This is a genomic window from Sphingobacterium humi (assembly GCF_009768885.1).
GTDB classification, from domain to species: domain Bacteria; phylum Bacteroidota; class Bacteroidia; order Sphingobacteriales; family Sphingobacteriaceae; genus Sphingobacterium; species Sphingobacterium humi.
In genome coordinates, this window is sequence record NZ_WSQA01000007.1 from 56,551 (window position 1) to 78,276 (window position 21,726).

The 21,726-nt window shown below is 40.4% G+C and carries 16 protein-coding genes; 10 read left to right on the top strand and 6 right to left on the bottom strand.

The genetic code is table 11. The features are described 5' to 3' along the window. The first annotated feature begins 15 nt into the window (after positions 1 to 15). From GQF63_RS10800 to GQF63_RS10845, 10 genes are all read left to right on the top strand, one after another. Complete coding sequence (locus GQF63_RS10800; RefSeq protein WP_160369242.1) at positions 16 to 345, top strand: ArsR/SmtB family transcription factor; 330 nt, start codon at positions 16 to 18, stop codon at positions 343 to 345. 57 nt (positions 346 to 402) lie between these two features. Then, entirely contained in the window at positions 403 to 873 is a 471-nt protein-coding gene (locus tag GQF63_RS10805) for a DUF6428 family protein (RefSeq protein WP_160369243.1), read from the top strand. Between the two features lie 11 nt (positions 874 to 884). Beyond that, positions 885 to 1,505, top strand: coding sequence for a class I SAM-dependent methyltransferase (locus GQF63_RS10810; RefSeq protein ID WP_160369244.1), 621 nt, complete (start codon positions 885 to 887; stop codon positions 1,503 to 1,505). Between the two features lie 12 nt (positions 1,506 to 1,517). Further along, a complete protein-coding gene (locus GQF63_RS10815) occupies positions 1,518 to 2,117 on the top strand; it encodes a low molecular weight phosphatase family protein (protein ID WP_160369245.1) in 600 nt (199 codons plus the stop codon). Between the two features lie 145 nt (positions 2,118 to 2,262). Then, positions 2,263 to 2,868, top strand: coding sequence for an RNA polymerase sigma factor (locus tag GQF63_RS10820; protein WP_212592541.1), 606 nt, complete (start codon positions 2,263 to 2,265; stop codon positions 2,866 to 2,868). Positions 2,869 to 2,934: 66 nt separating this feature from the next. Continuing rightward, entirely contained in the window at positions 2,935 to 4,068 is a 1,134-nt protein-coding gene (locus GQF63_RS10825; RefSeq protein WP_160369247.1) for a FecR family protein, read from the top strand. Between the two features lie 170 nt (positions 4,069 to 4,238). Continuing rightward, complete coding sequence (locus GQF63_RS10830; protein ID WP_212592542.1) at positions 4,239 to 7,403, top strand: TonB-dependent receptor; 3,165 nt, start codon at positions 4,239 to 4,241, stop codon at positions 7,401 to 7,403. A 12-nt stretch (positions 7,404 to 7,415) separates the two neighbouring features. Beyond that, the gene (locus GQF63_RS10835; protein WP_160369249.1) at positions 7,416 to 8,948 is read left to right on the top strand and encodes a RagB/SusD family nutrient uptake outer membrane protein; all 1,533 of its coding nucleotides are present in this window, start codon (positions 7,416 to 7,418) and stop codon (positions 8,946 to 8,948) included. Positions 8,949 to 8,964: 16 nt separating this feature from the next. Continuing rightward, entirely contained in the window at positions 8,965 to 9,681 is a 717-nt protein-coding gene (locus GQF63_RS10840; protein WP_160369250.1) for a 3-keto-disaccharide hydrolase, read from the top strand. A gap of 12 nt (positions 9,682 to 9,693) precedes the next feature. Beyond that, positions 9,694 to 11,196 (top strand): Gfo/Idh/MocA family protein, encoded by a 1,503-nt coding sequence (locus GQF63_RS10845; RefSeq protein WP_160369251.1) that lies wholly within the window; start codon positions 9,694 to 9,696, stop codon positions 11,194 to 11,196. An 88-nt stretch (positions 11,197 to 11,284) separates the two neighbouring features. Here GQF63_RS10845 and GQF63_RS10850 read toward each other — a convergent pair whose 3' ends face one another. The 6 genes from GQF63_RS10850 to prfH form a co-directional block, all read right to left on the bottom strand. Further along, positions 11,285 to 13,612, bottom strand: coding sequence for a hypothetical protein (locus tag GQF63_RS10850; RefSeq protein ID WP_160369252.1), 2,328 nt, complete (start codon positions 13,610 to 13,612; stop codon positions 11,285 to 11,287). Positions 13,613 to 13,628: 16 nt separating this feature from the next. Continuing rightward, complete coding sequence (locus tag GQF63_RS10855; RefSeq protein WP_212592543.1) at positions 13,629 to 14,972, bottom strand: acetylxylan esterase; 1,344 nt, start codon at positions 14,970 to 14,972, stop codon at positions 13,629 to 13,631. 19 nt (positions 14,973 to 14,991) lie between these two features. After that, entirely contained in the window at positions 14,992 to 15,939 is a 948-nt protein-coding gene (locus GQF63_RS10860) for a DUF5017 domain-containing protein (protein WP_212592544.1), read from the bottom strand. Positions 15,940 to 15,950: 11 nt separating this feature from the next. Beyond that, a complete protein-coding gene (locus GQF63_RS10865) occupies positions 15,951 to 17,555 on the bottom strand; it encodes a RagB/SusD family nutrient uptake outer membrane protein (RefSeq protein ID WP_160369255.1) in 1,605 nt (534 codons plus the stop codon). A gap of 9 nt (positions 17,556 to 17,564) precedes the next feature. Then, on the bottom strand, positions 17,565 to 20,717 hold the full coding sequence (locus GQF63_RS10870; RefSeq protein WP_160369256.1) for a SusC/RagA family TonB-linked outer membrane protein: 3,153 nt from the start codon (positions 20,715 to 20,717) through the stop codon (positions 17,565 to 17,567). Between the two features lie 377 nt (positions 20,718 to 21,094). Continuing rightward, complete coding sequence (gene prfH / locus GQF63_RS10875) at positions 21,095 to 21,721, bottom strand: peptide chain release factor H (RefSeq protein WP_160369257.1); 627 nt, start codon at positions 21,719 to 21,721, stop codon at positions 21,095 to 21,097. Positions 21,722 to 21,726: the final 5 nt, after the last annotated feature.

The window sequence follows — 21,726 nt, forward strand, 5'->3', positions numbered from 1 at the left end:
ATATATAAAACAACAATGGGCATCTCCAAGACTGAAATATTCACCGAAGAACAAAACCGCTTAGCCAACTTATTTAAGGTATTGGGTCATCCGGCGCGCATTGCCATCCTCCAACATATCATCAAAGAAGAAGGATGTATTTGCAATGACTTGGTGGATGAGTTAGGCCTTGCACAAGCAACTATATCCCAGCATTTAAAGGAATTGAAGCAAGTTGACATCATTCAAGGAACGATTGAAGGCAAAAGTATTTGCTATTGCATCAATCAGAATGTATGGAAGGAAATTCAGGAACATTGCCAGCTTTTCTTCGAAGAGCCTTTGCGGAAGATCTCCTGTTGTTAATATTTTTTTTAACCTTATACATCGTAATATTACGATGTTACAAAAACAAAATACAGTATGAAACTCTCAGAAGTAAAAGAAGTATTGAAAAACCTATCGGAAGTAAACTTCCAATTAGCCAATGGAGAAGCTGTTCCAGCCCATTTCCATGTAACCGAAGTCGGTATGATTAATAAGCATTTTATCGATTGTGGAGGCACTATTCGCAATGAAAAAGCCGTTAACTTTCAACTCTGGTATGCCGGCGATGAAGACCATAGACTGAGTGCCAGCAAACTGTTAAAGATTATTCAACTTTCCGAAGAACAATTGCAAATGGAAGACGCCGAAGTGGAAGTAGAATACCAAGCGGAAACCATCGGGAAATATAGTTTAGCATTCAAGGGTAGTGTTTTCCTCTTAGAAAATAAACAAACGGCTTGTTTAGCAACAGATGCCTGTGGAATTCCCCCGGAGAAAATAAAACGTAATCTAGCCCCTTTGCCTGTTCAACAAAACACTTGTGCGCCAGGCTCAGGCTGTTGTTAATCGTAAAAAGGATGGATAATTTGAATAGAAAAGACCATTGGGAAGGAATTTACCAAACGAAAGCCTTGGAAGATGTAAGTTGGTATCAAGCAAAGCCCACAACTTCCCTAACGTACATAGAACAGCTTAATCTTCCTAAAACGGCAGCTATTATCGATATTGGAGGCGGAGACAGCCTCCTCGTCGATCATTTATTAGCCTTAGGTTACAGCAACCTAAGTGTATTAGATGTTTCTGCCGAAGCCATCGCTAGGGCGAAAAATAGACTTGGCGACAAAGCAGCGAACGTGCAATGGATTGTTTCAGATATCACCGACTTTAAACCAAGTACGAAGTATTCCCTTTGGCACGATCGTGCGGCTTTCCATTTCTTAACCGAAGCTACAGACATAGCCCAATACAAACAAGCACTCCTGGCAGGAACCCAAAAAGATTCCTATTTGATTATAGGCACCTTCTCTGAAAATGGCCCTAAGAAATGTAGTGGCATTGAAATAAAACAATATGCAAAGGAAGACTTAGCGCACCTTTTTAAGCCCGACTTCGAAACCTTATATTGTGAAAACAAAGACCACGAAACACCTTCGAAATCCATTCAGAATTTCTCCTTTTGCACTTTAAAAAGGAATTAAAATACATGCACAATGATCAACCTTCAAAGCATTCAAACTATCCAGCAACTTCCAATCGATGAAGAAAGGAAAACTGCCTTACAACCCTTAATTGATTATATTATAGCACAAAAGGACTTGCATGCTTCGATCCAGTTGCATTTTATTTGCACGCATAATTCTAGACGCAGTCACCTGGCCCAACTATGGGCGCAAGTGGCTGCCTGGCATTATGCTATCCCTACCGTTAGCTGCTATTCCGGAGGTACTGAGGTGACTGCCATGCATCCCAATATTAAAGTCTGCTTGGAATCGGATGGATTTGAAATCCAAGGCAACACAGATGCTGAAAACCCGCATTATCTGGTTTATTATAGCAGCGACTCCGCTCCTATCCCTGCCTTTTCAAAGCTTTACGATGATAAAAGCAATCCTAGTTCTAATTTTGCAGCCATCTTAACCTGTACGCAAGCCGATCAAGGCTGTCCGTTTATTCCCGGTGCTAGCCAGCGCATTCTGCTACCTTATGAAGATCCAAAGCGCGCCGATCATCAACCTGATTGTGCTGAAGTTTATCTGGAAACCAGCAGAAGGATTGCTTCTGAAATGTTTTACGTGTTTTCGAAGATTTAATTATTTAATTAAATACACTTACAAAACCATGCAAACCAACATCACTACTACCTTAAAGGCTTCGATAAAAAATTAAATTCACAATCTTTTAACAAATCTTTATTTTTTTTACTAACTAGGAATTTTCCCCAAATTTCTTATATTTATGTTGCTATACAGCATAGCAAACCTAACATTACGTAATACCAATATCCTAATCTACATGGAAGCTTCTGATCAGGAACTTTTCGAATCGATCCAACAAGACCGACAGGATGCCCTCAAGCAGCTGATGGAAAGGTATTGGCGTCCCTTATTCTTGATGATCGATGCTGCCCTGCACGACCCTTCTTCCAGTGAGGATATTGTTCAGGAGGTGTTTATCAATATTTGGAATAAACGTAAAACCATCCAAATCAAGCATTCTGTTAAAGTATATCTATTTGCCTGCGGTCGGTATCAGTTATTTCGTGAAATTCAAAAAAGAAAGATACCTCATGTCGCCATAGAATCTTGCGAGCAATACTTGGTCGATCCCTACGACCCCAGTCAAGTATTACAGCAACAGGAAATGTTACAAGCACTAGAGACCTTAGTGAACCAACTGCCAGGCCGTTGTCGTGAGGTCTATCGCTTGAAACGTGAAGAAAACCTTTCCCAAAAGGAAATTGCAGAATTGCTACAGATCTCCCGCAAATCTGTAGAAAACCAACTAACCATAGCCCTCAAAAAAATCAGAACCGGCTTAGCTCGGTATATCTTTTTTTTATAATTTTTTCAATCTCCTTTGGGGGATACCTGTATTATCATACTCTATACCATTAAACCAATATAAATTATGCAATCATCATTTATCAATGCAATCATAAAAATGCTCTCTGGAAAATCCAACCAGCAAGAGTCTAATGATATTGATAATAAACTTGCTGAAGAATTTAACCGGACGGATTGGCCAAACAAATATGGTGATCCAGATGACATTCAGCAAAGATTGATTCATAAGATAGAAGAACATTTAAACGCTGAAAACAGTTTACAACCACATCTTATTAAACGAATCTTTAACAATAAGGCCTTTATTAAGATTGCTGCTACCGTAATAATTTTCCTATTTATAGGATTGCATATTTTTAAGCACGAGGCGCAACAGTTTGTAAATAACATAATACACTCAAATTCTTCGAATCCTATCGTTGGTTTGAGTACGAATTTTAATGATTCAATTAATATAGCTGAAATGGAAGTTGGTCAAACGTATAGTAGTGACTATTTCAGTATAAAAAAAATAGATAAGCAACATTTTAATTATCAGCCAGGGAGCACCTCTTTAAATAAATTAATTATAAAAATAGCTACAGGAAATAATCAAGCTTATACAATCAATTTAGAAGATGGAAGTCAGGTAACACTCAATTCAAATAGTGAAATTACTTTCCCAAGCCATTTTGAAGCAGATAAAAGAGAAGTTAAAGCAGCAGGTGAACTATATTTTGTAGTTGCAAAAAGATCACATCAACCATTCACGGTTTCCGCTAAAGATATTATTGCTGAGGTAAAAGGCACTTCCTTTGTCTTTAATACCAATTCGAAAACCAATAAACCATTTATCGCTTTGGTTGAAGGAAGTTTAGAAATGAAGGCAAAAGACGAGAAAATCCTGTTAAAACCCGGTGAAAAAGGTGTATTGGAAAGTAAAAAATTGCAAGTTGATCCTTTCGATGAGGAACAGATATTAGCCTTTACAAACAATTTGTTTCTTTTTCAGGATGAACCAATCTCTCACATTCTACAAGATATAGCTTCATGGTATGATATGGAGTTAGAAATGAAAGGAACTGGATGGGAAGACATTCGATTTACCATTCGTATTAGTAAGGAAAATTCAATAGCTCAGGTTATTGATATATTAGAATTAACAAATGATATTGAAGTTAATATAAAAGAAAGGAGGCTCATAGTACGTAAAAGATAAATTAGAACTATGGCTTATCAAAAAATATTGTCAAGGTGCTGGACACACCTCGACAATGAGGCATAAGTCATCAAATAAATGCGATTCATTAATAACTAAAACCAGACAAAATTATGAAAATTTCATGGAAAAGAAGGTATTACCTATTCTTTTTTAAACCACTCCTAGTGATGAAAGTATTCTTTTTAATTTGCGCCTTTAATTTAGTACATGCAAGCTCACTTTTGAGCCAGCAACTGCAATTCAAAATGAAAAACGCAAGTATTGATCAGGTACTTTTAAAAATCAGTAAAGAAGTAAAATATGATTTAGTATATGATGCTAAATTATTTGTAGGCCTAAAGAAAGTCGATGTCACATTTAATCAAACTACTGTAAAGGAGGCATTAGACCAACTATTTCTGAACCTCCCTTTTACATATGAAGTCAAAAAAAGTGTCATTGTAATTCGTAAATCCAAAAATCCTATCAAAGTTGAAATTACTTCCAAAATCCAACAAAAGAAGATTACTGGTAGAATAACTGATGAACAAAATAATCCTTTAGCTTCTGTTACTGTACAAGCTGTAGGATCAACCAGTGCTGCAAGCAGTAATGCCGATGGTAGTTTCGAGCTTACTGTGCCTGCATCTGTAACTACTCTGCATATTTCCTTAATTGGCTATTTAGATCAAGAAGTAAATATAGCAAACCAAAACAACATAAACATTCAATTAAAAACTTCCATAAATAATTTAGATGAAGTCGTTGTTGTTGGTTATGGTACTCAAAGCAAAAGATTGATTTCAGGATCCGTAAGTAATTTAAAAGAGGAAGAATTCAATAAGGGAGTCAACCGAAATGCGGTAGACCTTTTAAGAGGTAAAATCCCCGGTTTAACAATTACTTCTGGTTCAGGCGATGTCAGCAAAGGAGAAACCATCCGCCTTCGAGGAACCTCTTCCCTAACAGGTAGTTCTGCGCCTTTCGTTGTTATTGATGGGGTACCTGGCTTAAATATAAACTCTGTTGCGCCTCAAGACATTGAATCCATCAGTGTATTAAAAGACGCCTCTGCCGCTGCAATTTATGGTTCAAGGTCGGCTGGCGGTGTTATCCTAATTACCACAAAAAAAGGGAAACCTAATGCCCCTATTATCAACTATGAAGGTTATGCAGGTGTAGATAAAGTAAGCAATAAACCTAAAATGCTGACTGCTGACGGATGGAGAGCTTATGTTAAAGAGAAAAACTTAAATGTATCTGGCTTAGATAAAGGTGCCAATACAGATTGGTTTGATGAGATATTGAGAACAGGTGCTTCACAAAACCACAGTTTATCGGTTTCTGGTGGAAATGACAACAGTGTCTATCGTGGATCTATGAACTATTTAGATCGTCAAGGTCTCGCTATTGGTAACGACCTCAAACTCTTAAATGGTAGACTTGCTTTTACGCAAAAAGCAATGGACGATAAATTAGAAATTTCTCTTATCGGAGGAATAACTCAACGCGATTATAGTCCAACTAACGATAGAAATTTTGTTCTTGCCTATAACATGTTACCTGTTTATCCTGTAAAAAATGAGGACGGAACGTGGTTTGATAGCCGAGGCTATGACGAAGGAAACCCTGTTAGAAATCTTACCTATAATAGTATTGATAACAAAGAAAGTCGGTATTTTTTAAATGCACAAGGGAAGATCAATATCCTTTCTAATTTAATAGGTAGGGTAAATCTATTACGCGAAAGAGGTTCTAATGATTATGGGTTATACAATAATTCAGAAACTGAAAGCGGTCGTGATGATGGTGGTTTTGCGTCACGTCAATCTTGGACAAACGATAGGAACCTGTTAGAAACAACATTAGAATATTTAATTAATACGGAAAGTAAACATAACTTAAGTATTCTTGGCGGTTACTCTTATGAAGACAATTATTATCAAAATGCTGGAGCTCAGTCCCGACAATTTGTTACTGATTTCTTTGATTACAATAATTTGGCAGCAGGAGAAGTTTTAAGAGCAGGTGACGTATGGTCCGGAGCCAATATGAACAAGTTAATATCCTTCTTCGGACGGGCGAATTATTCATTTGACGAACGCTACGTATTAAGTGCTTCTGTAAGGAGAGATGGGTCTTCAAAGTTTGGAAAAAACCATAAATGGGGATTTTTCCCTTCTGTTTCTGCTGCATGGAATATCCTTCGTGAACCTTTTGCCAAACAGGAACTTTTCGATGACCTTAAATTAAGAGTAGGTTATGGTATTATAGGAAATCAAGATGGACTAAACCCATACCAAACTTTGGAGCTATATGCATCAAGTGGCCGATACTATGACAATGGAAGCTGGTACCAAGCCTATAAAATTGGACAAAATGCAAACCCTAATCTAAAATGGGAAGAAACAGCCATGTTTAATATAGGGGTTGATTTCGCCTTATTAAAAAGTCGGTTAAGCGGTACTATCGAATACTATAATAAAAATACTAATGATTTGTTATACATGTATCAAGTGCCTGTTCCACCCTATTTATACCCTTCCATGATTGCCAATGTAGGCTCCATGTCTAATAAAGGTGTGGAAGTCCTATTAAATGGTACAGCCATTCAAAAGGACAATTTTTCGTGGAATGTTTCCGTCAATTTTGCTAAAAACAAAAATAAAATCACTAAACTTTCCAATGAGGATTTCTCTACCTCTTCCATTAAGTTAGGATCTGCTGCTGTGCGAGGTGCAGCACATACAACAACCCATATTTTGGAAGAAGGAAAAGAAGTAGGAACCTTTTTTGGTTGGAAAAGCTTGGGTCTGGATGAAAACGGAAAATACATCTTTGACGATATGATCGATGGAAAACCAGGTCTAACCGACGATGACAGAACTTATATTGGTTCAGCCCAACCAAAATTCACATATGGAATAACCAATTCATTTACTTATAAAAATATTGATTTTTCATTTTTCTTAAGAGGGGTCTATGGCAATGATGTATTAAACTTTTCTAGAATGGCTTATGCAACAACACTTTGGTTACCTGGTGGAAATGTACTCGAAGAAGCCTTAACAAATGGGCTTACTGACAACCCTAAATACAGCAGTTTCAATATCGAAAAAGGATCTTTCCTGCGATTAGATAATGCCACTTTAGGATATCGTTTACCAGCAAATAGCATTAAATATGTAAAAGGATTAAGACTGTTTGTTAATGCCCAAAACTTGTTTCTAATTACCAACTACAAAGGGATGGATCCAGAAGTCGATATGGGCGGTTTAGCACCAGGAATGGAAGGTAGAAATTACTACCCTAAAGCAAAAACTATTTCTTTTGGACTTAACCTTACACTTTAGATCTTGAGCATCATGAAAAAAATATTAAAATATAGCCTTTTTGCCCTTCTTTGCTTAGGAGGGTCGGCATGTACCAACTTAGACGAGGAACTATATGATAAACTTCCAGCGGATCAATTTGGTCAAAAAGAAAAGGAAATCAATGCACTCATAGCACCAATATACAGAGCATTAAAACCTATTTGGAGTCCCGCTTATTTCTGTATGGTGGAAGGCTCTTCAGATATGGCTATTACACCTACTCGAAAAGGTGGTGATGGCTGGGAAGGTGGCCTATTTAAAGAATTTAGATTTGGCACCTGGACATCCGGAAATCGCTATGTAACAGATTCTTACAACGGCATGATGCAAGGAGTTTCTACTTGCAACCAAATTTACCATATGGTAAACAGTAATCCTTCTGTACAAAATAAAGAACAAATTTTAGCAGAAGTACGTGCAGTACGAGCATTGTGGTATTATTTCTTATTAGACAATTATGGGAATGTGCCAATAGTTACTGATTTCAACAATACAGAAAAACCAAAAACGTCAAACCGAAAGCAAGTTTATGAATTTGTTCTATCTGAAATCAATGCCGTAAAAGACTTATTACGGTCCGATGTAAGTAGTAGCAGTTATGGAAAAATGACCCAAGGAGCTGCCTATACTTTATTAGCAAAAATGTTTTTAAATGCACTAATTTGGAACCCGGATGGTGGAGCAAAATGGCAAGAGACGATCAACGCTTGCAATAAGGTAATGGAGCTTGGTTACACCTTAGAGCCCAATTGGAAGACAAATTTCGCAGTACATAACGAAGTTTCGAAAGAAACCATTTTCCCAATTGTATTTAGTACGGTTGATGGGGGGAATATTATGTTGCAACATACCTTACATTACCTCAGTAATACGGCATTAGGATTAAGTACAACAGGCTTTAATGGAATAAATGCGATGCCAGGTTATGTTCATGAATTTGATCAGGCCGATAAGCGGTATTTAGGGTCCTTTTTAATCGGTGAAATGAAAGACCCTGCGACTGGACAAGTTTTGATGACCGCTCATGGCAGACCATTAATCCACCATATAGATTTTACTTTTAAATACAGTGTAGATGCAGATGGTTGGGGTCAGGTGGAACAGGAAGATGGCGCTAGATGTTATAAATGGGAGTTTGAAAAAGGTGTAAATGGAAACATGGAGAATGATTATGCTATTTTTCGATTAGCTGATATCTACCTTATGAAAGCCGAAGCACTTGTGCGCTCTGGAGGAAATAATGCAGCAGCTACCCAATTGGTAAATGACATTCGGAAAAGAGCTTTCGAAGACCCTGCTAAACTATTAACATCCGTTACGTTACAAGACATTTATAAAGAACGTCGATTTGAATTCGCATGGGAGTTGGTAAGCCGTCAAGATATGATTCGATTCGGAACCTTCCTAAATCCGATACCCGGCCCAGTTGGTCGTGGGGCAATTAATAATAATCATCTCATTTATCCGATTCCAAGAACAGCAATAGATGCGAACCCAGGTTTAACGCAAAACCCAGGCTATTAATATTAATCAATCAAATATGAACTACAAGCTTAAAATCATCGGATCCCTTCTTTCCTGCGCGGTTCTTTTCGCTCCAGCAATCGCAGCAGCTGCTAGCCCTGCGGAAAGTTCCAGCCAGCCAAAGCCTCAGCAGAAAGGAAAATGGATCAATTTACTCGCCAACAACTCCCTATCCGCCTGGCACAAATACCTCGGCGGTGCGGAAACCGGATGGCAGGTCGAGAACGGCATCCTATCAACGCCTGGAAAGCAAGGCGATATTGTCACCAACCAAGATTTCAGCAACTTCGAATTGGAAGTCGAGTGGAAAATTCAAACCAAAGGCAATAGCGGTATTTTCATCTATGTTGTTGAAAAACCAGAAAACAAATACATGTATCAAACAGGTCCTGAGTTTCAGATTATCGACAACATCAACTATCCCCAACAGCTGACTGAGCAACAGAAAACCGGTGCTCTTTCTGACGTTGTGGCGCCAAATAATGCTAAACCAAAGCCCGCCGGACAATGGAATAAAACACGAATTGTCTCTAACAATGGTCAGGTGCAGCATTGGCTAAATGGCAAGCTCATTCTGGAATACCAAGTAGGCACGGCAGCCTTAAACCAACAGATTGCGGCCAGCAAATTTGCCCAATTGCCATACGCCAAAACAACATCTGGCAAGATAGGTATCCAAGACCATGGCGACCCTGTATATTTTAAAAACATCCGAATCCGTGAAATCAAATAAACCGCATATATCATGAAAGAAAATTCAAGAAGAGAATTTATCAAGCAGGCAGGCTTGCTGACCGGCTTTACCATCGTATCAAACACTGTATTAGGTAAGAAATTTGGCCATATCGCCCCTAGCGATAAACTTAATATTGCCGGCGTCGGTGTAGGTGGCATGGGCCGTGGAAACCTCCGCAATATGAGTACGGAAAACATCGTCGCCCTCTGTGATGTCGACTGGAAATATGCCGCCAAAACGTTTAATGATTACCCCAATGCAAAACGATTCAAAGACTGGCGTCAGATGTTCGACGAGATGGGAAAAAGCATCGATGCTGTTATGGTGGCCACACCAGATCATACCCATGCCGGCGTCACTGCCCATGCCATTACCCTTGGAAAGCATACCTATACGCAAAAACCCCTAACCCATAGTGTTTATGAGTCCAGGCTGTTGACCAAGCTCGCCAAAGAATACGGCGTTGCCACCCAAATGGGAAATCAAGGAAACTCCTTTGATGGCTGTCGTGAAGTGGCCGAATGGATCCAATCCGATGCTATCGGTGAGGTCACTGAAGTGCATTGCTGGACCAACAGACCGATATGGCCGCAAGGATTAATGAAACCTAAAAACGGCATGCCTGTACCGGAAACCTTAGATTGGAACCTCTTCTTAGGGCCTGCTGCCCAGCGAGATTTCAATGAGGTCTATACCCCATGGAATTGGCGCGGATGGTACGACTTTGGAACCGGAGCCCTAGGAGATATGGCCTGCCATATTATGGATCCAATCTATTGGGCCTTAGGTTTAAAATACCCTACCAAAGTCAACGGAAGCTCCACCTTGAGTAATTTATACTCGCCACCCCATGCCGAAATCGTTAAATACACCTTCCCGGCACGCCAGAAAATGGGCAAGGTAAAAATGCCGGAGGTTGATGTTTACTGGTACGATGGAGGCTTATTGCCCGACCGCCCGAAAGAATTGACCCCAGGCATGATGATGGGTGATGAAAACGGTGGTATTATTTTCGTAGGTAAGAAAGGAAAAATCATGACCGGTTGTTACGGCATGAATGGCACCCTATTACCGGTTGAAAACATGAAGGATTACAAAAAACCTACGCCATGGATTCCACGCGTAAAAGGTGGCAATGGCGATATCTGGAAAACCAATGCCCACGAGCAAGATTGGATTCGCGCCGCCAAGGAGTCGAAGGAAAACAGAACCGAAACAAGTTCGAACTTTGCTTTCTCCGGACCTTTCAATGAAATGGTGGTCATGGGCGTGCTGGCCGTACGCCTGCAAGGCTTAAACCGCGACCTCCTTTGGGATGGCGAAAACATGCGTTTCACGAATATTTCACCAAACGACGAAATTAAAGTCGTATCCGTTGATGAGTTCACCGTAACAGACGGCCACCCGAAATTTAACCGGCAATTCGTGACCTTAAATGCTGCTCAATCGGCAGAAGAATGGATCAAGCATACCTACCACAATGGGTTCAGCTTGCCAGCCATGCCGAAATAAGCAAAACCTATTTCATAATCAACCTGTTTTTACCAAGAAGCCCTGAACAAATTCAGGGCTTCCTTTTATAGCAAAAAATAACAGCTTCCTAATCATACGCTTCTGCGTGCAAGCTAAGTTTTTGCAAGAAAGCAGCCGTAAGTTTTATTCCCTTTTGCTTTACATAGCCTAGAATATCAGGCCCCAAACGGCTATTCACATGGTTCCCTTGCAAGGCTCCATTCAACTTGATAAAACTATACTGCCCCAATAGATCCGGCCGATACTGCCCATTTAAACGGGGTGAATAAATAATGGTATTACTCATAAAAGCACCTAAACTCGCCTGCATATCCAGCTGTATTTGTTCCTCCTTCGTTATTTCAGGAGCAATAAAGCTCTGGTCCACCGTTAGGCGTCCCTCCATTTTACCCCCATCACCAAAGCTTAGCGCAGATATATCGGTATTCCGAATTTGCAGTAGCATCGGAGTCTGCTCGGCGTGCAGTAGCAGTCCCTTGCAGTTTGAAATCTCCAAATCCAGATACAATGAATGCGCATCAGCTTGCGCATAATTCCCGCTCGATATCGCCACATGATATGGCTTTTTAGAGGTTAACACCGTCTTAATGGCTTCCAGATCAACATTCTCAACCTTAATCCGCACATTTCTAGCTAAGCGAATCCCATCATAACTGCCAAGTTGTTCCGTATAGAAACCTTCCGGATTTACCATATTCAAGATTTTTAATCCCGAGAGCTTCCCGCGGCAGCTGATATTAGAAAACTCAATATAGGAAGGGAAAATAACCCGTTCGCCATGGCTCATCTTCGAAAACACCGGTAAGCTCATCGCATAAATCTCCGGCTGCCCCGTTAATTTCAAGGCATCCACAACAATATTCTCCAGGATAATAGATTTCCCCAGCACTATCGGATAATGGTAATTGAAGTTTGCCGGGTTTAGGTCTAACAAGCAAACTTGAAATGTGCCAATCGGCATAAATCGAACATTCGAAATCCGAATATCGCCGTCCCATTTAGAACCGAAATCACGTCTAAAATTCACGATATTCCGGCCTTCCACAGTACAATTCTGAATCGTCAAATCTCCTCCGCCTGTTACGGAAATTCCACGAAAGCCGATCTGGGAATTTAAGATACGCAGGTTCCAACAGTGGAAATGCACGTCAACCCGATTTAATTTACATTGCTCAATCGAGAAATTCTTATTCATATTCGTCCCGAACACGCCCCAGTGCACTTTGCCACCCTCAGCGGTTACATTCCGAAAGGTGCCATATAAAATGCGGTCGCCCGAAATGCCATAGGTGCCCATGGGCACATCACGCTCCTTCCCTTCCCGATCCTGCTCATATGGAATTAATTTAATATCCTCCAAGCGAACCTCAAATACCTTATGGAAGTTGTAGAAACCCGTGCGAGCCACCATCGCCACATCTGAAGCACCCTGCTCCAAACGAACCACCTGCTGCGCAATAATGGTCCGAGAGCGACGGATTAAAAAACCGTTCTTCGTATAGCCAGTGCCAGTACTATTTCCAGTCAACACAAAACAGCCACCACGCATGTATAAATAAGTATCATCCACCGGAATAACCTCAAAGCTACTGATGTCTTTAAATTCATAGGCAATATCACCCAACACTTTCCCATGGTCTTCCACAAAAAACAACTCCTGCTTGGCCCAGGATTGACCGCCATAACGATCGCCTTCCCGATAACCCACACGGTCGTTTTTATCCTCCATATAAATCAGGCTTCCCCGATAAGGTGCCAAAGCTGCAATTTCCTGAACCCCCGGAACCAAATGCTGAACAAGCTGCTGTTTAACCGAGGCCTCCAGGTCAATGGATTTTAATTCCTGCCGACTGCCGATGATAAACTTAAAATCCTTGGTATTATTAAAGCTTTCATCAATATGAATAACCGTCTCTCCCCAATCAACCGAAGTTTGAATCAGGATACTGTGGGTTTCTTTAATCCAAAACTCCCCATTTAAATTATGTACAGGAAGCTGATAGGCATTCGCATACTGATGTGCTGCTTTTATAGCAATACCATCATCGTATTGTGCATCGCCTTTCGCACCAAACATGCGATAATTCACCGCGTCTAAAGCTGTCAACTGTGCAAACAAGCCGTTTTCCAAGGGCAAAGCAGTCTTAAACGCATCCGATTGTGTCTGCAATATATAGCTGGCATGTCCCCCATCACCGGCCTGAAAATACCCTTGGGTATAGACGAATTGACCGGCCTGTAAGCGCTTATTGCGCAACATGGCAGCAACCGTAGGAAATACCTTGATTTCGCCTTCTTGTTTTTCTTTGTCATCCTTCGCAGAGGCCACACCCGCCGTTCCGGCAAGCAGCATACCCACACCCAGACTTTTAATTATATTCCTTCTAGCATTCATTGGTTTAGGTTAAAATTTACTTTATGGGCTTCACCTGGCTCTTTAACCAGCCGTAGGTTTTCTCCACCTGCTGCGGGTAAATCCGGTGGAAGCCTTCTTTGATAATAAATAATTGTTTCGTTGGTTTCACTTGATTGTATGCCGCATAAAAAGAAGTAGGCGGCGTGGTTTCATCATTAAATCCCCAAGAGAAATACATAGGCACCTGAATGCGCTTGGCAAAGTTCACCACATCATAATAGGCCAGGGTTTTAATCATGTCCTGTTTCTGCTTTTCAGTTTCAATTGGCTTCGCAAAATAATGTGGCCAGCCACCGGCGCGCCCGTGCAAATAACCTGTATAATCGCACATAGCCGGGCATAAGGCTACCGAGCGTTTAATCCTTGGTTCCAAGGAAGTCGTAATGATGGATAAGGCTCCTCCTTGGCTAGATCCCCAGGCCATCAGGTTTTCACCATCAAACTCCGGAAGAGAGTAGATAAGATCCGCCGCCCGCACACAGCCTAAAATCACATTTTTATAATAAAAGCTATCCCGATCGCTAGTTCCTTTAAACTGATAATCCTTTAGTTCGTTCTCCTGCAAGCCTTTATAATAGGCTAAATCCTTATTCACCGGATGCCCATGTATGTATACACTAAATGTTATATAGCCCTCTTCGGCGGTTTTAATATCGCCAGACAGTGGCACCCACCCTGCTCCCGGAAGGCGCAAGATGGCCGGATATTTTCCCACTTTTTTCGGGACGCATAATACGCCATAGAATTTCTTGGCGCCATCATTTTCAAAGCTATATTCCACCTGAAAAACATCCACCAAGGTAGAACCATTATTTCCCATTGGCGTCATCTTGGTTTCCAAACCCCTAGATTTGGACTGCTTAATGGCCGCCGCCCAGAACTGATCAAAATCCTGCGGCTCCTTCACCGTTGGTTGAATAGCTTCCGCACTAACGGCTGCCGTAGCAATCGCAACATACTCCTTTCCATTCACGGCTAGCTTGGCCTCCCCGCGTATAAAAGATGGTGAATTCACCCCCTCAATATCAATGCTGCCTTTACCATTTTTCAAAACCAGCTCCCCCGATTTCACCGCCTTCATCTTCTCAGGACCGATGCTGTAGCGAACCGCAGCCAAATCTTTGGCATCGCCGCTCCAGCTGATATCATAGCGAATAGGTTCACCCAGCTTATATTGCCAATTCTCATTAGATAAGGTCATGAGTAGCGTATCGCCTTTTTTAGTTTGCTCGGCAACTGGCGCCTTAACATCAATGCCACTGGTTGAAATTTGCGCGTGTAAGGGCTTGTTTGTCAAGGCAAATAAGCCGATAAATAAAATGGAGGTTATGTATTTCATAGAATAATAATTAGTGCCATTAATCTTCCACTGTAAGATGAACTTCATGCATTACTCGTTCTTCTTTTTGAATGGTCGGGTTTATCCCTTCAAAAACCACCTTATATACTCCCGGCCTTTTAAAAGCATACTTATAACTTTTTAGCCGCGCGTCTGAATAAGATTTAATAGTAATCGGTTTATCCGGTCCTGCATCTAGCACGGCCGACACTGGATATCCCTTGCTGACAAAGTATTCTTCGGTATAGGTTTTATTCGTGTATTCTTTGCCGTCTACAACGGCAGTCGGCGCATTACTCCACATAACTAAGTTGCTGGATCGGTTATCCGAACGAATCGGATTTTTATCCGGGTTCCCGGTAGAGTAAGATAAGAAATCATTTATTAAGGTTGAACTTAAATTTAATTTTCCATTCTCTGTTTCTGAAGTTACTTGCACCGAATTTATCCACATTACGGCACCCACAGAACCCTTCGTCGGATCGAAAACATACTTGTATGCAAAATACAATGGCTTGTCTTTCACCACTAAATCAGAAACATCAACCTTCCCTGATGAAATATAAGCATCCTCTTTTTTAATAACACAACGACTCGTTATATCGGTCCAGGTGGCTGCCTTTATAGCCTCAAAAGAATTGCGTTCACCGTTAAAGTCCGAAGAAGCCAAAACAAAGAACGCGGAAGGAGTTCTCGTCGGATAATTGTATCTCAAACTAAAAGAAAATTCAATTTTACCTGGTGGAATTTTCCGACCTCCTATCGAGTCGTAATTATTTCCAAATTCGCCTGAGTAGAAATTTACAATCTTTGGATTTCCGGATAATAAAAATTCAACTTCCTCACCAACTCTATACGTATTTTTTAGACTTGTCACCGTGAAATCTGAAGGCATTTCTGCATCCAGAACATCTTTACAGCCACAAACTGTGGCTAGTAATATTAGATATAAACCTATTCTTTTCATGATAAAATAATTTACCAGCCTGGGTTTTGCACCATAGCTTTGTTCATTGTCATTTCAATTGCAGGAATTGGCCAAATTAAGTGGCGTTCTTGTTGCGCATTTAAAAACCGCTCTTTTGCATACAGGTTCGAGGTGTTGGGCACTACTACATCCATCCGGTCAGAAACTGCTTTCATTTCCTGGATAAAAACACCCCAGCGAATCAAATCTGCTTTTCGCATTTCTTCAAATGCTAATTCTCGCATGCGTTCATCTCGTATTTGTAATTCAAATTCTGATGGCTCTATACTCGCAGGCAAATCGAATGCATGAATATCTATTGCTTCAGGTTTATATTTTCCAAATGCACGGCGGCGGACCATATTTACATACTCCAACGCCTTAGTAGTGACATTTTGATTTTGGGCATAAAAATCAGCCTCAGCATACATCAATAACACATCCGAGAATCGTAATAGCGGAAAGTTCTGCGGCGTTTGCCCTGTTGCTTTTGGTTTTAAGGTTTCATATTCACGCCTCCATTTTGCTACTTCTCTATTATAAATGGCCGGTTCTAACACCGAGGCTATCATTACTTTATTACCCTCAGGGCCTGAATTCACATAATTAAAATTCGCGATGGTCCAATCTCGTCGTTCATCTCCTTCTTGATACTTGAAATATAACTTCGCCGTAACCTTTACGCCACCAAACCCATTTCCTGTTAATGCATTGCTGGTAATTGGGCCATTTGCAAACCCTACAAAACCCGTTTCGGTATAGGTATCCGTCCGATTTCCCCAATATTCCACCTCCCAAATACTTTCTTTAATATCGTACTGATCGCGCGCATAGTTCTTAAATACCTCAGTAAAATCAGGATTCAGTTGGTGACCTGACTCCGCATCATCAATTAGCTTGGCTGCCCAATCGCGTGCTTCAGCAAACTTCGAAAGATCCTTTAAGGGTTCTCCTGCCATATTCAAACATACCCGAGCGAGCATGCCACGCACAGCAGATTTACTTATACGACCTCCATGCTTAATACTGGTAATATTCGCCACCAATGGTTCAGCTGTATTAAAATCCAATAACACCTGGTCATACACTTCTTTTGCGGAAGCACGCGGTATATCCATATTTTCATTTGAATCTTTGGTGGCTTGTAAAATTAAAGGCACGCCTCCGTATTGCTGAACCAATAGGAAATAAAAATAACCTCGCAACGCATGTGCTTCACCACGAACCTGATTACGAAAATCCGCATTGATAGTCGTATTTCTATCTATATTTTCAATTAGCAGATTGGCCCGAAAGACACCTTCATATAAAGTTCTCCAAATGGAGGCAATATCATTATGTGAAGCTGAATAATTAAAATTCTGAGGCCCTTGAGGTAAATTATTTCGCGCATAATATCCTTCATCCCCTTCCATCCCCAAACGATAAAGCCAAATTGAGCCGTAAACATTCGCCAATCGATCATAAACAGCAGCTAGTCCGGCTGTTAATTCTTTTTCAGTTTCATAATAGCCTTCAGGCGATAAATCATAAGGCCCTTTATCTAAAAACTTATTGCATGACGCATTCATCATACTTATAAGACCTATTAGCAAATAAATAATTCTATTTTTCATAACTATCGATTAAAAGGTTGCTTTTAAAGTTCCCACGATGGTTCTTGCCATCGGATATGCTGAAAAATCAAATCCAGGCATTAAAGTTGCATTTCGCACAGAAACTTCAGGATCCATTCCCGAATACTTTGTCCAAGTAATTAAATTTTGCCCAGCCACGCCAATAGATAAGCCCTTCAATTTCGCAGCTTTTACCCAGCGTACTGGAATTAAATAATCTAAAGAAACCGTTTTTAAACGTATATAAGATCCATCTTCTAATACTCGAGAGGAGTGCCAGCCGATTACCCCCTGCCCATTTGCACGGAAAATATCGGAGTCCGGATTTTCCGGAGACCAACGATCTGCATAAGATGCATATTGATTTAAATTCGTGCGCACATTTCCATTTCCTTCATAATGCAAACGGTTGGCATTGTAAACATCATTCCCGTAAGACCATTGAAAGAATACCGCTAAGCTTAACCCTTTATAAGTAAATTGATTGTTTATACCTCCAATATGAATCGGAAGTCCACGACCGATAATGGTTAAATCTTTATTATCAATGGTAAAATCACCATTGATATCACGGTATTTTACATCCCCAGGTGCAACATTCGAGGTTCCATTATTCGGAACGGTATTCTTCAAGGTATACACATTAGGATTCGGGCTATCGAAATCTTCGTACTTATAAGTCCCTTCCCACACCAATCCATAAAACATGCCTACTGGACGTCCAACCTCAGAAATATAAAGAGGATTGGCACCATACTGACTGATGAAGCTTGGGAAACTCAATAATTTATCCTGATCACCATTTAACGACAAGATCTTACTCCGATTAAAACTGATATTGAAATCAGTCGTCCAGGTAAAATCTTTCTTTTTTAAATTGGTCGAGCTTAATGTCAATTCTAAGCCCTCATTCCGAATTGAACCTATATTTTTCATCGCGAAAGAAAAACCCTGGCTAGTTGGGATTTGGGTATTCATCAACAAATCCCGTGTATTTTTACGGTAGAGATCTACAATAACTTCTAAACGGCCTTTGAAAAAACTTAAATCCAAACCCATGTCTACATTTTCAGTGGTTTCCCATTTAATGCCTTGAGATGGCAAGCTGGTCATTACCGCACCTAGTGTAGGGCTTTCATTCCCCCAAGAATAGGCATTACCAACAGGTAGGGAAATCATCGGATACCTGGTGTATTCACCAATGCGGTTATTCCCATTCATACCATAACTCATGCGAATCTTGGCCGTATTGACAAGTTTTTGACCTTTGAACCAATCTTCTTGATGAATATTCCATGCCACAGCTGCCGCAGGGAAATAACCCCATCTGTTCTCCGGAGAAAATTTAGACGATCCGTCTGCACGCAATGTACCGGTTAAAATATACTTCGATTTATAACTATAATCTACTCGACCAAAAAATGAAAACAGAGAATACTCAGTCCAGATTGATCGAATATCTAATGGAAGACCTTGTTTTACTGCAGCCATTCCCAGTTTTTCATTAGGCAATTGCTGTACAGAAAAACCATATGATTTGTAATTCGATGTCTGTAACTCAATACCCGCTAAGCCATATACCTTATGTACTTTGTTAAAAGTTTTATTGTAATGCAGGGTATTGTTTGTCGAAAAGGTTTTTCGTTCACCGTTATTTACCGCAGCATTTACTCCCTTGCTATTAAAGTAACTAATGTTTGTTCCTTGAGGAGTTTTTGAACTATAAAAATCATCAAATTGAAAGTTATTTGATGAGAAAATCAAGGTGCTCTTAAAATTCAATTCTGGGATAATACGATAATCGATATATCCATTGGTCATAAAGTCAGTGTAATACTTTAGATTATAGGCGTTGTTTTGGGTAACCACAGGATTAAAACGTGCATCGTATTGGTTCTCCGCATCCGCATCCATATCCTCTTCCAGCAAATTACTGCCAGAACCACTAATGGGCCGATATGCCCAAACCCTACTCATTAAATATGAAGTGATGGTAGCACCATCAGATTCCCGGATAACGCCTCCAAATGTTTTACGACGGGTATAATTCGCACCTAAGCCTACCTTCAACTTTTGACCGATTGCTTGATCTAAATTCATACGACCTTGATAGCGTTGATAACCCGTATTGATGATTATCCCATTTTGATCATTAGCTGAACCGGATATGGCATATTTGGTTTGTCCGGTGCCTCCACGTATCCCTAAATTATGAATCCGATTAAGCGAATTCCTAAACACTTGATCTTGCCAATCGATACCTTCCATCTCTCTATAATCTTCCAAAGTACGATTCATCGAATCCAAGTACATCGACTTGGCATTGGCCATATTCATCTCGGTCTGATATTTCACAAACTCATAAGGATTCATCATTTCAATGGTTTTCTGTACTTGTTGAACACCTAATGAATTATTAAAGGTGATAACAGGAGCACCAATTTTACCTTTTTTTGTTTCAATCAGCACCACGCCATTGGCTCCCCGAGCACCATAAATACTGGTGGAAGAAGCATCTTTCAAAATACTTATCGATTCAATATCATCCGGGTTCAATGAAGAACTTGCAAAATCCTCCATTGGGAATCCATCTACAACATACAAAGGAGAATTATCCTGTGTCAACGAATTTCCACCTCGGATAACAATATTGAGGCCTTCACCCGGTTGGCCATCAGTGCCTGAAACCTGAACACCAGCCACTCTACCTTGCAAAGCTTGATCAATATTAGGAACCGGAGCTTTTTCAATATCCTTCATTTTCACTTGCGATACAGCACCGGTCAAATCTTGCTTGCTGATTTGTTGCCCATAGCCTACCACAACCACTTCATCCAAATTTTGCTCTAAGGGTTCAAGGGAAACATTATACGTACTACTGTTCCCAATGACAACTGTCTTGCCATGATAGCCAATAAAAGAAATTTCCAAGGATTCTCCAGTTGCGGCCTTAATTTCAAATCGACCTAATTCAACACTGCTTATGCTTCGATTGGTTCCTTTAACTTTTACCAATGCACCAACTAAAGGCTTCTTAGAAATACCATCGATGATATTTCCACGAATGTTCCTTAACTGTTGTCCACAAAGCCAAACAGGAAAGATTAAGCACATAAACAATAGGCCAGAGCCTATTTTCATAGCGTTTGTTACTTTAATCATAATTTTTAAATTGGTTTTAAATGGAATAGGAAAAATTGGAGAATTTACCCTATTCAATTAGCTCATACTATTAATTACAATAACCGTGCACGTACACGAAGTTCTTCTAAAAAAAACAGCCATACTGATTTCTTGAATTCATATAAATTTAGTTTTAATATAGTTTATAAGGGTTACCTATTACGAAGGTAAAAATGATTTTCAAAAAACCAAGAGATTAACTAACAAAAAAGAAAATATTATAGATAATAACCGAAACTTTATAAACTCTTTGTAACACAACAATCTTCCTTGGTAATAATTATTTGCCAGACTAACTATTAGGATTGAAACAAAGTAGGGAAACAACCTCTGTTTCCCTACCATACAACCCGCGCTTAACGGCCTTTCTCCTTAAAACGCAACCCTTCAAAGGTACGCTTCGGGTTCCCGCGGTCCAATTGAACTTGTTGTTCCCACTGTTTCCGCTTTAACTCTAGCTTATCCTCATCAAAGCCTGCAGCAATTTTCTCCTGCAAGCGTTGCAAGGCCAATTGCTTATTTTGCAACTGCGACCGGCTATCCATCACCTGAACCATCAAACCCGAGGGTTTATGAATTGCTCGAACGGCTGAACTCACTTTATTCACATGCTGTCCACCAGCTCCCCCACTGCGCATAGTCTGAAACTCCACATCCTTTTCCGAAAACTTCAGCCTTTCCGGGCTGCTTTCCAACGCATGAACAGCAACAAACCAATTCTTACGGGCATGGTTCGGTCGAAAAGGGCTTGCACAGATCCACAGGATGCTTCCTACCCATTGCTGGCAGAAGGCAGCTACATCCGGTCCGTGCAACTCACAACGGATCGAACTCGGCAAGCCATCCTGCATCAGCTGGCTCAGCATTTGCACAGATATCCCCCTTTCGGAAGCCTCGGCTTGCAAGCGTTTAAAAACCTGCTCCACGGCATAATTGCACTCTTTAGGACCACGTCCTGCGCTAATTTCTATCGTCTTTTTCATCACCT

Excerpts from the sequence above, each read along its gene's own strand:
- GQF63_RS10800 (WP_160369242.1), top strand. The coding sequence starts at position 16 with ATGGGCATCTCCAAGACTGAAATATTCACCGAAGAACAAAACCGCTTA.
- GQF63_RS10805 (WP_160369243.1), top strand. The coding sequence starts at position 403 with ATGAAACTCTCAGAAGTAAAAGAAGTATTGAAAAACCTATCGGAAGTA.
- GQF63_RS10810 (WP_160369244.1), top strand. The coding sequence starts at position 885 with ATGGATAATTTGAATAGAAAAGACCATTGGGAAGGAATTTACCAAACG.
- GQF63_RS10815 (WP_160369245.1), top strand. The coding sequence starts at position 1,518 with ATGATCAACCTTCAAAGCATTCAAACTATCCAGCAACTTCCAATCGAT.
- GQF63_RS10820 (WP_212592541.1), top strand. The coding sequence starts at position 2,263 with ATGTTGCTATACAGCATAGCAAACCTAACATTACGTAATACCAATATC.
- GQF63_RS10825 (WP_160369247.1), top strand. The coding sequence starts at position 2,935 with ATGCAATCATCATTTATCAATGCAATCATAAAAATGCTCTCTGGAAAA.
- GQF63_RS10830 (WP_212592542.1), top strand. The coding sequence starts at position 4,239 with ATGAAAGTATTCTTTTTAATTTGCGCCTTTAATTTAGTACATGCAAGC.
- GQF63_RS10835 (WP_160369249.1), top strand. The coding sequence starts at position 7,416 with ATGAAAAAAATATTAAAATATAGCCTTTTTGCCCTTCTTTGCTTAGGA.
- GQF63_RS10840 (WP_160369250.1), top strand. The coding sequence starts at position 8,965 with ATGAACTACAAGCTTAAAATCATCGGATCCCTTCTTTCCTGCGCGGTT.
- GQF63_RS10845 (WP_160369251.1), top strand. The coding sequence starts at position 9,694 with ATGAAAGAAAATTCAAGAAGAGAATTTATCAAGCAGGCAGGCTTGCTG.
- GQF63_RS10850 (WP_160369252.1), bottom strand. The coding sequence starts at position 13,612 with ATGAATGCTAGAAGGAATATAATTAAAAGTCTGGGTGTGGGTATGCTG.
- GQF63_RS10855 (WP_212592543.1), bottom strand. The coding sequence starts at position 14,972 with ATGAAATACATAACCTCCATTTTATTTATCGGCTTATTTGCCTTGACA.
- GQF63_RS10860 (WP_212592544.1), bottom strand. The coding sequence starts at position 15,939 with ATGAAAAGAATAGGTTTATATCTAATATTACTAGCCACAGTTTGTGGC.
- GQF63_RS10865 (WP_160369255.1), bottom strand. The coding sequence starts at position 17,555 with ATGAAAAATAGAATTATTTATTTGCTAATAGGTCTTATAAGTATGATG.
- GQF63_RS10870 (WP_160369256.1), bottom strand. The coding sequence starts at position 20,717 with ATGATTAAAGTAACAAACGCTATGAAAATAGGCTCTGGCCTATTGTTT.
- prfH (WP_160369257.1), bottom strand. The coding sequence starts at position 21,721 with ATGAAAAAGACGATAGAAATTAGCGCAGGACGTGGTCCTAAAGAGTGC.